The organism is Vibrio sp. 14G-20 (genome assembly GCF_026241515.1).
In the GTDB taxonomy this organism is placed as follows: Bacteria; Pseudomonadota; Gammaproteobacteria; order Enterobacterales; family Vibrionaceae; genus Vibrio.
The window spans coordinates 24,357-37,606 of sequence record NZ_JAPHPW010000014.1; the positions used below are offsets into that span (position 1 = coordinate 24,357).

Below are 13,250 nucleotides of genomic sequence, written 5' to 3' on the forward strand. Positions count from 1 at the left end.
TAATATTAGCCTCGCCAATGTGCGGGGCTTTTTTATATCACTCATAAATTTATTATTTCGCTTTCACTTATACCAAACGTCAGATTGAGCAAAAAAACCGTCATCTATTCACTTTTTTTTCACACCTAAACTCTAATTACGGTACTATCTTAGTTCATAATTTAAGAGTAACTGCTCCATGAAATACCTGCGTTGTTTACCCCTGATTCTTCTCTCTTTCTCATCTCTAGCCTCTGAGCGTTCTACGCTGACTTTTGCTTTAGATAATGATGGTATTTTTGGTGTCGACCAAGACTATACCAACGGCTTATTTCTGGGTTACACATCGTCAAGTATTACGCCATACAATTGGGTGAAACCATTGAGTCTTTCCTATTGGGGCGCAAGCTCTTTAGATAAGTGGGAAATAACCATTGGCCACAAGATGTATACGCCTTCCGATATTGAAGCAGAAGAACCCCTTGCCAATGATCGCCCATACGCTGGCTACCTGCATACAGAATTCAACTACATCAGCTTGAACCCACAACAAGCTCAACGTTTTAACATCACGTTTGGTACAACAGGCGAACGTGCATTGTCTGAAGATGCTCAAAAGTTGGTTCACTCGATCACAAAATCGGATGAGCCTATGGGTTGGGAATATCAAGTTGATGATGAGTGGGCGGGGAGCGTTGGTTACTTAAGCCATTTCAACCTAATGCGTAATCAAGCTCTAGCGAACACCGACTTCGAAATATCAAATATCTCAGAAATTAATGTGGGTAACTTTAGAAGTGATATCCAAACGGGCTTCATGTTTCGTTGGGGTACCGACTTAGATGGTAACTTTGGCGCGGCTAACATCAGCACTGAAAACCCATTTAAAGCTGGCATGATTGGCGCATCCAACACAGGTTGGTTTACCTATGCTGGCCTTGAAGGTCGTTACCGATTCAATGACTTGACTATCGAAGGTGATCGCTCTGGTGTAGATGAATATACTGATAAAAACGGCCTAGATCCTGCTATCTACGATGTCACTTTAGAGAATGTTCAAGCAACGGCTGTGCTAGGTGTGGCTTGGTATAACCAATACGTTGGTGCATCCTTCGCACTTACGGCAAAAACGCCAGATTACGAAGAAGCAAAAGAGTCAATGTACACCACTGGTGGTATCACAATGTTCGCTTTCTTCTAGCCACCAATAAGGGCTTTCGTCCTTTACTTTTCAAGTTTAATAAAGGCAATCATCTTCACAGGTGATTGCCTTTATTTTTAAAGGTCTCGTTACCATTTGACCCTATTTTATGTGCCGTTTTTGTAATAAAATAAACGGTATAAATTCCTCTACGAGAATAGCTCATGTCTACAACTGGTCGCATTCACTCATTCGAATCTTGTGGTACTGTCGATGGCCCTGGTATCCGCTTTATTGTGTTTCTTCAAGGCTGCTTAATGCGTTGTATGTACTGTCATAACCGCGATACATGGGATCTTCATGACGGAAAGGAAGTTACGGTCGAAGAGATCATCAGCGAAGCAAAATCATACCGTCATTTCATGAAAGCCTCTGGTGGTGGTATCACCTGTTCTGGTGGCGAAGCGATGCTACAACCTGAGTTTGTTCGTGACTTTTTCCGCGCAGCTCAAGCCGAAGGCATTCACACTTGTCTTGATACTAATGGCTACATTCGTAAGCACACAGAAGTGGTTGATGAAGTACTAGAAGCCTCTGATCTAGTGATGCTTGATCTTAAACATATGCGAGACGAGATTCACCACGATTTCATTGGTGTATCAAACCGACGTACTCTCGATTTTGCACGCTACCTGCACAAAATCGGCAAGAAAACTTGGATTCGCTATGTGATTGTTCCTGGCTACACGGATACAGCTGAAGATGCACATCTTCTTGGTGAATTCATTAAAGACATGGATAACATCGAGAAAGTAGAACTGCTTCCATACCACAAGCTTGGTGCTCACAAATGGGAAGCGCTTGGTTTTGACTACCCTCTTGAAGGTACAAATCCGCCAAGCAAAGAGAAAATGGACGAGATTGTTGCTGTGCTTAACCAGTACCATTCAAACGTAAAATACTAATCTCGACTTACGTTCATAGTGATTTCAAACGCCTCAATTTCGATTGGGGCGTTTTCTTTTATGATTATACCAATCGTAGTAAATAACTGGTCATCCTAGCTGGTTAAAACGCTCAATAACTGCGTTAGAAATTTTGATTGTAGAATAACTACTTATCGAAAATGTCTGCCTTGTTCTTAAACCTTTTTCCTGCGCTATTTATGATCACTTACTTACTGTGATTGGTATCAAAACAATCCTTTCACTTTTCTTTACAACTTTTGTTTATCAATTCAAAAAATCATATTAAATCCGTGTTGAGATCATGTTTCCACTCGTAGGAATGCTGTTACTCTTACTGCAACAAAAGAATACAACATTTAGTTTTTTAGTGAGGCTCCTCCCATGGAAATGACCAATGCTCAGCGTCTAATTCTATCAAATCAATACTACCTAATGTCTCAAATGAATCCTGAGAACTCCGCTAAATACCAACGTCTACAAACGATTGTAGAACGTGGTTACGAACTTCAAATGCGTGAGCTTAACAAAGAATTTGGTTGTTTGACTGAAGCAGAATGTCGCGAAATTATCGACATCATGGAGATGTACCATGCAATGCAAGAGTCGAACAAAATGCTTGCAGAACAAGAACGTGCTGAAGTTGACCAACGTCGCCTGCAGTTCTTAGGTTTTGATATCGCTTCTGAAGCACAGGCCGTACACTATGTGCGTTTCCTTGTGGATTCTGAAGGTCTTTACCCTCAATTCGACAAAGCCGATCATCACTTCAATAGCCAAATGCCAATGCTAGATAAGTACCGTCGCATGCTAACAACATGGCGCAACTGCCCTCGTCAGTACCACCTATGTGCGACAGAGCTATCTCAAATTTTTAGCGCTTAATGCATTAGAAAATTAGCTCTAACTGGGTTTATAAAGTTTCAAGAAAAGGGTTACTCACCATGAGTAACCCTTTTTTAATATTCGTACACAAAGAGAAAACAAAGCAACTAGAAAACGTAAGCCACACCGACATTTGACGCCACATGTATGTAGATAGTCCACTTTCAGAAGTGGGCTTTTTATATCAAAGAGCCAGTAACGATGTTGTGTAAGTCTGCAGATAGTGAATATTCACAAACAGAAAACGGGACTTATGAAGCGATGTGGATAAAAAGTGTACTTCAGATACAGAAAACGAGAATGAATCATAAAGATAAGATATTAAACATTGAACCATTTCCAATTAATTTCTCTGATTCCGCCCATTAACCCACGAACACAAACCTAGTATTTACAATCAATTAGGTCATTCATCTTTGTTAATTCCACTTCGAAACCTTTAATACAAATTAAAAACCATCGTTCGATTTTGAACGGTGTTTTTTATTTTAAATAAGATAGCTAGAATTCTCCCCGAAATTTATTAACCAGAGCGATAAACAAAATGAGAAAATTCATCCTTGCATCACTAGCTATCATGTCTACTTCAGCTTTCGCAGCTAACGAAATGTACGTACTTGGGGGCGTTGGCATTAACGAAGACGATACAGGCGCACAATTCACTGTTGGTTCACAAATTCTTGATACAAACTTTTATCTAGAATCAACTATGAATTACATCGACTCAGACAGCAGCGATGTTATTTCAGACGTAAACGGCGACCTAACTAAGTACAAGGGCGATTACCAACACTTCAAAATGTCTCTAGCGCCAATGTATAAATATAGCTTCGATGACTCTTTTGCTATCTACGGTAAGGTTGGTCTTGCTTACTCAAACTTTAATTCTAAATCAACATGGGCTAATGCTGACGAATCAGACACTCACAAGTATTCAGATAGCAAGTGGGGCGCAACTTACGGCATCGGTGCTGAATTTAAGTCAGCGCAACCAATGTTTGGTAACTCGAAGTTTATGGCACGTGTCGGTTTCGATTGGTACGACTTCAGCTCAGGCAGCATGAACTTAGGCAGTGATGCCACTCTAGGTCTACAAGCTGGTTTCACTTTCTAAGATATGAAGCAGAAAGGTTTTACATTAATTGAGCTAATGAGTTCTAAATCTAGCCATGCAATGCCTTTCTTTGCTTTGATTCTTGTAATAATCAGCCTGTACTTCGCATAAATAAAAAGGGTTATTCATCATGAGTAACCCTTTTTTAATGTTCGCACACAAAGAGAAAAACCAAAGCAACTAGAAAACGTAAGCCACACCGACGTTCGCGGCCATGTTGATGCCACTTTCAAGTATTGGACTATTCTCAATATCGCCTTCAAGGTTGGTATAACGAACGCCACCAGTTACTCGAACATTTGGCGTAACATGCAAATAGCCTCCTAAACCAATAAAGTACTGACCATTCCAGTCTGCGTCGAATTCATTTAAGTTAGTTCTTGCCGCTTCAGCTGAACTCACACCATATAAATGATTGTTCAAGCGCTCGCTGTTGTAAGCGTAACCAATAGATGGGGTAATCGCCCAGCCATTACGACGTATAGGTAGACGCCACGCCGCTTCCGCATAGATGCCGTTGTGCTTAAAGCCTAAATCCGAACCAGCAGTCGCTTCAAACATACCAACCAGAGTGATCACTTGATAGCTGATACCGCCCAATATCGAGGCATCACGTTCATCCAATTTTTGAATATCGACGTTATCGGAATCACCCGGCTTTAATATTCTTGAATCATAAACCGCTCGAAATACGATGTTTTGTGGTGAGCCTGCTGGTAATAAGCGATAACCAGCGCTAAAACCACGCATAAAGAAGTGCTCGCCTTCATAACCAACCATAGGGATCACGGCACGGTTTGACGGTGTATCTTTATAAACAGCAGGAGAATAAGAGGCTGCAACACCCAGTGACCACCGCGAGATTCTTGCATGTGTTGCTGTTGAAGCCAGTAACGCAGCACTGATTGCCACTATTTTAAACCCATTATTCTTCACTACATCTACCTATTTATTGAGCAAATTTTGATAACGTCGCGTATTATATGGTACTTCATTCCAAATAATCAATAGAGCCCAGTTATACATCTAATACACATAAATCCATTGTGAGTATTGTTAAGCGACCTAAAATCTCAAAACAAACGGCCAGATCCCCTCGAATGTAAAATAATTTGATTCTAAGCGCCTCAAGTTGCGTATTGTGCTCGCCACGTTTTTCACACGCAAAATTGTAAATAAATACATAATTGTTAAGCAAAATTGTGGAAGCGGGTCTAACCTTAAAATGTAGGGAGAGCCTATTTTTCAATCGCTCGTCAGTTTTGACTGGTTAACAAGGGGAATGTGACTATGAGTATTTTTGACCACTATCAATCACGTTATGAAGCAGCCAAGGAAGAAGAGCTGACATTGCAAGAGTTCTTAGGGCTGTGTAAAGACGATAAAAGTGCTTACGCTAATGCTGCCGAGCGCTTATTACTAGCCATTGGCGAACCGGAGGTCATTGACACAGCTCAAGACCCTCAACTGAGTCGTATTTTCTCGAACCGTGTCATCTCACGATACAGCGAATTTAAAGATTTCTACGGCATGGAAGATGCGATTGAACAGATTGTTTCTTACTTAAAACACGCTGCGCAAGGTTTAGAAGAACGTAAACAAATCCTTTACCTACTTGGCCCTGTGGGCGGTGGTAAATCTTCTCTCGCAGAAAAACTTAAAGCCTTGATGCAGAAACTACCAATCTATGTATTGTCTGCTGACGGTGAACGAAGCCCAGTAAACGATCACCCATTCTGTCTATTCGATGTTAACGAAGACGGCGACTTATTAAAGAACGAATACGGCATTGAGAAACGCTACCTTCGCTCGATTATGTCTCCGTGGGCAGCGAAACGTCTGCACGATTTTGGCGGTGATATTTCCAAATTCAAAGTCATCAAACTGCGCCCTTCTATTCTCGATCAAGTTGCGATCGCGAAAACAGAGCCTGGTGATGAAAACAACCAAGATATTTCGTCTCTGGTTGGTAAAGTCGATATTCGTAAACTTGAACACTTCTCTCAAGATGATCCTGATGCCTACAGCTACTCTGGTGCGCTATGTAAAGCCAACCAAGGTGTGATGGAATTCGTGGAGATGTTCAAGGCACCAATCAAGGTATTGCACCCTCTACTAACGGCAACACAAGAAGGTAACTTCAACGGTACCGAAGGGCTTTCTGCGCTGCCATTTGACGGTATGATTCTGGCTCACTCGAACGAATCCGAGTGGCAGACCTTCCGTAACAACAAAAACAACGAAGCCTTCCTCGACCGTGTGTACATTGTAAAAGTCCCTTACTGTCTGCGCGTCTCTGAAGAAGTTAAGATCTACCAGAAACTACTTGAACACAGTGAGCTCTCCAAAGCCCCTTGTTCGCCGAGCACACTCGATCTGCTATCGCAATTCAGCATCCTATCGAGACTGAAAGAACCTGAAAACTCTTCTCTGTTCTCAAAAATGCGTGTTTACGATGGTGAGACTCTAAAAGACACCGATCCAAAAGCGAAGAGCTACCAAGAGTACCGAGATTATGCCGGCGTTGACGAAGGCATGTCTGGGCTATCAACGCGTTTCGCCTTTAAGATCCTGTCTCGTGTATTTAACTTCGACCAAGCCGAAGTGGCGGCAAACCCAGTTCACTTGTTCTACGTTATTGAACAACAAATCGAACGTGAACAGTTCCCTCAAGAGACCGCTGAGAAATACCTAGAATTCTTGAAAGGATACCTAGTACCGCGTTACGTAGAGTTCATTGGTAAAGAAATTCAGACCGCTTACCTAGAGTCTTACTCTGAGTACGGACAGAATATCTTCGACCGCTACGTCACCTATGCTGACTTCTGGATTCAAGACCAAGAGTACCGCGATCCAGAAACAGGCCAGCTATTTGACCGTGCTTCTCTGAATGGTGAACTAGAGAAAATCGAGAAAACCGCTGGTATCAGTAACCCTAAAGACTTCCGAAATGAGATTGTGAACTTTGTGCTTCGTGCCAAAGCCAACAATAACGGTCAAAACCCAGTTTGGACGAGCTACGAGAAACTGCGCACTGTGATTGAAAAGAAAATGTTCTCCAACACAGAAGAGCTACTTCCTGTTATTTCGTTCAATGCTAAGACCTCAACGGATGATCAGAAAAAACACGACGACTTCGTTGCTCGTATGATGGAAAAAGGCTACACCGAGAAACAAGTTAGACTGCTATCCGAGTGGTACCTAAGAGTTCGTAAATCCTCATAACCAAACTGTACTGAGCTGTTCAAGTGAGCAGCTCGTACATAATAAAAAGTAGGATCGTGACATCAGCTGAGAGGGAGTTCTTATGGCACAATTTATCGATCGGAGGCTCAATGGCAAAAATAAGAGTGCTGTTAACAGACAGCGATTCTTACGACGCCATAAAGAGCAAATCAAAGAATCTGTGGCCGATGCAGTTAACCGTCGCTCAATCACCAATACTGAAACGGGTGAAGACGTCACTATTCCCCATAAAGACATCAAAGAGCCGAACTTTCACCAAGGTCAAGGTGGCATTAGAGAACGAGTTCACCCAGGTAATGACCAGTTCATCACGGGCGATAAAATTGAACGTCCTAAAGGTGGCGGTCAAGGTGGTGGCTCAGGCCAGGGTGACGCAAGCCCTGATGGCGAAGGCCAAGATGAATTTACCTTCCAAATTTCAAAAGATGAGTATCTTGATATTCTCTTTGAAGATTTAGCTCTACCTAATCTAGAGAAGAATCAGGTAAACAAAATCACCGAATGGAAAACTCACCGCTCTGGTTACCAAAGTGCGGGGATTCCGTCCAACATCGCTATCGTTCGTTCACTGCAGCAATCTCTGGCTCGTAGAACTGCGATGACAGCAGGTAAAAAGCGCGAGCTTAACCTACTGATGGAGCAGCTTGACCAAGTTAAAATGACAGAGCCGGCACAACCTTTTGAAGAAGGTCGCCTCAAAGAAGAGATTGCCGAGTTACGTAAAAAAATTGAAAGTGTGCCGTTCATTGACACCTTCGACTTACGTTTTAAAAACTACGAGAAGCGCCCTATTCCATCTAGCCAAGCGGTCATGTTCTGTCTAATGGATGTGTCTGGCTCAATGGATCAGGCCACAAAAGATATTGCGAAGCGCTTTTATGTCCTTCTGTATCTATTCCTAAACCGCACCTACGAAAACGTCGATGTTGTGTTTATTCGCCACCATACTCAGGCTAAAGAAGTCGACGAACATGAGTTTTTCTACTCACAAGAAACGGGTGGCACCATTGTTTCGAGTGCATTGAAACTGATGAAGGAAATTGTCGCAGACCGCTACCCTGCTAATGAGTGGAACATCTATGCTGCACAAGCCTCTGATGGCGATAACTGGGCTGATGACTCTCCTCGTTGTAAAGAGCTATTGGTCAATACGCTTCTGCCAACTTGCCAATATTACTCTTACATCGAAATAACACGCCGCTCTCATCAAACGCTTTGGCACGAATACGAAAAACTCGAGAGTAGCTTTGACAACTTCGCCATGAAAAACATTAAAACGGTGGATGATATTTTTCCTGTGTTTAGAGAACTGTTCCAGAAAGAGACAGCGTAAGGGAGTTTGCCATGACAGCGAAATCAAACGTTGCAGAGAAAGATAAAGCTGCACAGAAAAAAAACGACAAGATGCTGCCTGACGGTCCAGATTGGACGTTCAACCTCTTGGAGAAATACCACGTAGAAATTAAGCGCGTGGCGCAGCATTACCGTTTAGATACTTACCCAAACCAAATCGAAGTAATTACTTCAGAGCAGATGATGGATGCATACTCAAGCATTGGTATGCCAATCAATTACAACCACTGGTCATTTGGTAAAAAATTCATTCAAACTGAACAAAACTACAAGCATGGCCAAATGGGATTGGCGTACGAAATCGTAATCAACTCCGATCCTTGTATCGCTTATCTGATGGAAGAGAACACGGTCACGATGCAGGCGTTGGTAATGGCTCACGCTTGCTATGGTCACAACTCTTTCTTTAAAGGTAACTACCTGTTCCAAACATGGACCGATGCCAGTTCTATCATCGATTACTTGTTGTTCGCTAAGAAATACATTAGTGGCTGTGAAGAGAAATATGGTGTCGCTGAGGTCGAGCAGCTCCTTGATTCTTGCCATGCATTGATGAATTACGGCGTAGACCGATACAAACGCCCTGAGAAGATTTCCATTGCAGAAGAGACAGCAAGACAAGAAGAACGCGAAGCTTATCTGCAATCTCAAGTGAATGAGCTTTGGCGAACCGTTCCTCAGAATAAAAGTAAGGAAGAAGAGACCAAGATCCGTTTCCCTAGCGAGCCTCAAGAAAATATTCTCTACTTTATCGAGAAGAACGCACCACTGCTTGAACCTTGGCAGCGCGAGTGTGTTCGTATTGTTCGCAAGGTAAGCCAATACTTCTACCCTCAGAAACAAACTCAAGTGATGAACGAAGGCTGGGCAACCTTCTGGCATTACACCATTCTTAACCATCTTTATGACGAAGGCTTGGTGAGTGATAAGTTCATCTTAGAGTTCCTACACAGTCACACCAGTGTGGTTGCTCAACCCGCCTACAACAGCCCTTATTTCAGTGGGATAAACCCTTATGCACTTGGCTTTGCCATGTTTAGAGACATCCGACGCATCTGTGAAGAGCCAACTGATGAAGACAGAGAGTGGTTCCCTGAATTAGCAGGAAGTGATTGGTTAGAAGCGGTGCATTTTGCTATGCACAACTTCAAAGATGAAAGCTTCATCAGCCAATACCTTTCTCCAAAAATCATTCGAGACTTTAAGCTATTCTCTGTACTTGATGATGACCGTAAAAACACCATTGAGATAAGTGCTATTCACGATGACCCGGGCTACCGCCTAATTCGTGAGAAGCTTGCGGCGCAATACAACCTAAGTAACCTTGAACCGAATATTCAGGTGTTTAACGTCGATGTTCGTGGTGATCGCTCAATGACGCTGCAGTATGTACCTCATGATCGCATCCCACTTGATAAAGGCTACGATGAAGTAATGAAGCACCTCTACCGTTTATGGGGCTTCGATGTAATTTTGGAAGAGGTCAAAGACACGGGTCATAGAGAAATTCTAACCACTTGTCCAAAACGTAATGATTACGGAGCCAAGATTTAAGACCCATCACAGTGAGTAGATGATGGGTATAAAACTCCGCTCCCCCTACAACATAGTGGTCAACCCGCTCGGAAGTGGAGCAATAAAAAAGCGCATAAGTCTGATGACTTATGCGCTTTCTTTTTAAAGCTCAAACGTCTGTAAATGAACGTAAGGCACTAAACCTAGAACTAGAACTAGATACTAGTGCTAAAACGGAACAAGCTTAAACAATCGGCTTTTGACCGCGTTCAATCAGTTTCATCAGCACACTGTCTGCAGATTTACCTGCTACGCCCGCTAGTTTGTCTGACAGCTTTTTCTTCTGAACGTAGTGAATCGCTAGAACCGTCTTGTCTTTACATGCCGCTACGACCAAATCATCAGAAGTGCTGATCTCATCCACAAGCCCAAGTTCATGTGCTTGTGTACCAAACCAGTGCTCACCGGTTGCTACTTTTTCAAGATCTAACGCAGGACGATGGTCACGTATGAAGTCTTTAAACAAACCATGAGTTTCCTCTAGCTCTTCTTTAAACTTCTCGCGTGCTTTATCACTGTTCTCACCAAACATAGTAAGCGTGCGTTTATACTCACCTGCCGTTAGCTGTTCAAACTCAATGTCATGCTTTTTAAGCAGCTTGTTGAAGTTTGGCAGTTGAGCGATAACACCAATAGAACCAACAATAGCAAACGGTGCAGATACGATTTTGTCTGCGATACATGCCATCATATATCCGCCACTTGCTGCAACTTTGTCTACTGAGATAGTCAGAGGCAGACCTGCCGCTTTGATACGATCAAGTTGAGAAGACGCCAAACCATAGCCGTGAACCATGCCACCGCCAGATTCCAGCTTAAGCAAAACTTCATCACCTTCACGAGCAACAGCCAATACCGCCGTTACCTCTTCACGTAGCGAAGCTACTTCTTTAGCATCAATGCTGCCATTAAAGTCTAGAACGAATAGGTGTGGTTCACGCTTACTATCAAGCTCACCCTCTTTCGCTGCTTTCTTCACTTCTTTACCACGTGATTTTACTTTTTCTTTTTCCGCTTTCTTTTCTGCTTTATCACGTGCTTTGATGAAAGCATCATCATGCAAATGGTGCTCTAGTTGTTCAATCGTCTGTTTGTGATGCTCAGATAGGTTCGTGATTTCCAGCTCACCTTTAATTGCGCTTGATTTTCCACCCACAGATTTAGCTATCACTAAAATTGCAATGATGGCGATTACAACGGTCGCAATCTTGGCTAAAAACAAGCCGTAGTCCAACAAAAATTCCAATGTCATATCCCCTATTGTATGAATTAGTGTATTGTAACCATCTTGTCACGATTACCAAGAATTTCTCATCATTCCTGCGGTTATCTGTGTGATTAAACATCAATGGAATGACGAACATAATAAAAGAAAGAAGGATAAGCACAGTGGATTACCCAATCTCTACAGATGCCCTCAAAGATAAAGTAATTTTGGTTACAGGTGCCGGTGCTGGCATTGGTCGCCAAGCCGCACTAAGCTTCGCTCAACATGGTGCAACTGTCATTCTGTTAGGCCGCAATGTCAAAAACCTTGAATTGATTTACGATGAAATCGAAAGCGCTGGTTACCCACAGCCTGCGATTATCCCATTGGATTTGAAAGGTGCGACAAAGCAGAACTACATCGACATGGCTGAAACCATCGAATCACAGTTCGGTCGTTTAGATGGTCTACTGCATAACGCAGGTGTGCTTGGCACGTTAAGTCCATTCGATCAAATCGATGAAGAAACGTTTGATGGCGTCATGCAAATCAATGTTAAAGCTGAATTTCTAATGACTCAAGCGTTACTGCCTGTCATTAAGAAAGCAGAAGCGGGTCGTATTGTCTTTACCTCTTCAACGGTTGGTCATTCTGGCCGAGCGTTCTGGGGCACTTACGCGATTTCAAAGTTTGCAACAGAAGGCATGATGCAGATCTTAGCCGATGAGCTTGAAGGTACCGATATCCGTGTTAATGCGATTAACCCAGGCGGTACTCAAACACGCATGCGTGCAAAAGCGTACCCAGGTGAAGATGCAAACAAGCTAAAAACGCCACTCGACATCATTCCGCTGTATCTACACTTAATGAACCCAAGTGTGACAGACATTAATGGCCAATGTATCGACGCCCAACCTAAGTAGTTGATATTATAACCAATAACAAGAAGTCGCTTTAATAGCGGCTTTTTTTGCATCTAAATCAACCATCTAATACTTACTTCCGCCAATTTTCATCATTTTACTTTGCATCTTTTTCATTGTTAAATATACTGTATAAATATACAGGTATTTAATTATGCATGAACTCATAAAAAACTTACAAGACCGCCAGCTAATCTGGAAAGGGCTACAATCAACAACGCAAGGAACTACCACTTCGACAGGCTATCCGCAATTGGATAAACAGCTTGATGGTGGTTTTCCGACACACGGCGTTATTGAAGTTGAATCACAACAAGGGATTGGCGAACTGCGCCTGCTTACCCCCTATTTAGCTCAGCAAAACTCACAGAAGCTGGCTATATTCATTAACCCGCCAGGGAAGATCTGTGCCGAGTTTTTTAGCAGCCAAGGGATTGAGCTCGATAACATCTTGGTGATCGAGCCTCAACGCGATCTCGATGCATTATGGGCTGCTGAACAATGCCTCAAGAGTGGTGCTTGTCATTCTGTATTGTTATGGGGAGCCGATCTCGAAATCCACCAAACCAAACGCTTACAAGCGGCAAGCGAAACGGGTAAATGCCTGCAATTTCACTTTAAAGCCACCAGCCATAATCAGTTATCCCTGCCCGTTTCTTTAAGCATGAAGCTCTCTTCTCACGCGCAGGGTTTAAAGGTTGAGGTGACGAAAAGAAAAGGTAGCTGGTCGTATGGCAGCTTTATTCTCGATATGACCCACAATTGGCCGTTACTGACAGAGAAAGTCATCAGCATCGACAGTTCACATCACAATCTGTCAGATAATACTGTGTTGGCCTTTCCTATTGCGAAGCAAGGTTAG

12 protein-coding genes are annotated in these 13,250 nt (G+C 42.8%); 10 read left to right on the forward strand and 2 right to left on the reverse strand.

The genetic code is table 11. The annotated features are described in order from the left end of the window. The first annotated feature begins 178 nt into the window (after window positions 1-178). The 5 genes from OQJ75_RS13765 to OQJ75_RS22585 all read left to right on the forward strand — a co-directional run bounded on the left by OQJ75_RS13765 (window position 179) and on the right by OQJ75_RS22585 (window position 4,195). Entirely contained in the window at window positions 179-1,180 is a 1,002-nt protein-coding gene (locus OQJ75_RS13765; RefSeq protein WP_265973327.1) for a lipid A deacylase LpxR family protein, read from the forward strand. Between the two features lie 164 nt (window positions 1,181-1,344). Further along, a complete protein-coding gene (gene pflA, locus OQJ75_RS13770) occupies window positions 1,345-2,085 on the forward strand; it encodes a pyruvate formate lyase 1-activating protein (protein WP_265973326.1) in 741 nt (246 codons plus the stop codon). 384 nt (window positions 2,086-2,469) lie between these two features. Continuing rightward, the gene (locus tag OQJ75_RS13775) at window positions 2,470-2,970 is read left to right on the forward strand and encodes a YfbU family protein (RefSeq protein WP_265973325.1); all 501 of its coding nucleotides are present in this window, start codon (window positions 2,470-2,472) and stop codon (window positions 2,968-2,970) included. A gap of 544 nt (window positions 2,971-3,514) precedes the next feature. Further along, entirely contained in the window at window positions 3,515-4,084 is a 570-nt protein-coding gene (locus OQJ75_RS13780) for an outer membrane beta-barrel protein (RefSeq protein ID WP_265973323.1), read from the forward strand. Between the two features lie 3 nt (window positions 4,085-4,087). Beyond that, complete coding sequence (locus tag OQJ75_RS22585) at window positions 4,088-4,195, forward strand: prepilin-type N-terminal cleavage/methylation domain-containing protein (RefSeq protein ID WP_416340678.1); 108 nt, start codon at window positions 4,088-4,090, stop codon at window positions 4,193-4,195. Between the two features lie 69 nt (window positions 4,196-4,264). Here the strand turns inward: OQJ75_RS22585 and OQJ75_RS13785 are convergent, their stop codons facing one another. Beyond that, on the reverse strand, window positions 4,265-5,020 hold the full coding sequence (locus OQJ75_RS13785) for a MipA/OmpV family protein (protein ID WP_265973321.1): 756 nt from the start codon (window positions 5,018-5,020) through the stop codon (window positions 4,265-4,267). A gap of 354 nt (window positions 5,021-5,374) precedes the next feature. On the opposite strand from OQJ75_RS13785, the gene OQJ75_RS13790 reads away from it, so the two are divergent. The 3 genes from OQJ75_RS13790 to OQJ75_RS13800 all read left to right on the forward strand — a co-directional run bounded on the left by OQJ75_RS13790 (window position 5,375) and on the right by OQJ75_RS13800 (window position 10,237). Beyond that, a complete protein-coding gene (locus OQJ75_RS13790; protein ID WP_048607448.1) occupies window positions 5,375-7,309 on the forward strand; it encodes a PrkA family serine protein kinase in 1,935 nt (644 codons plus the stop codon). A gap of 82 nt (window positions 7,310-7,391) precedes the next feature. Then, window positions 7,392-8,663 (forward strand): YeaH/YhbH family protein, encoded by a 1,272-nt coding sequence (locus OQJ75_RS13795; protein ID WP_265973317.1) that lies wholly within the window; start codon window positions 7,392-7,394, stop codon window positions 8,661-8,663. 11 nt (window positions 8,664-8,674) lie between these two features. Then, entirely contained in the window at window positions 8,675-10,237 is a 1,563-nt protein-coding gene (locus tag OQJ75_RS13800) for a SpoVR family protein (RefSeq protein WP_248372143.1), read from the forward strand. Window positions 10,238-10,442: 205 nt separating this feature from the next. Here OQJ75_RS13800 and sohB read toward each other — a convergent pair whose 3' ends face one another. Beyond that, a complete protein-coding gene (gene sohB / locus OQJ75_RS13805) occupies window positions 10,443-11,504 on the reverse strand; it encodes a protease SohB (RefSeq protein WP_009849001.1) in 1,062 nt (353 codons plus the stop codon). A gap of 143 nt (window positions 11,505-11,647) precedes the next feature. On the opposite strand from sohB, the gene OQJ75_RS13810 reads away from it, so the two are divergent. Next, complete coding sequence (locus OQJ75_RS13810) at window positions 11,648-12,388, forward strand: YciK family oxidoreductase (RefSeq protein ID WP_029225624.1); 741 nt, start codon at window positions 11,648-11,650, stop codon at window positions 12,386-12,388. Window positions 12,389-12,542: 154 nt separating this feature from the next. Continuing rightward, window positions 12,543-13,250, forward strand: coding sequence for a translesion DNA synthesis-associated protein ImuA (imuA, locus tag OQJ75_RS13815; protein WP_265973311.1), 708 nt, complete (start codon window positions 12,543-12,545; stop codon window positions 13,248-13,250).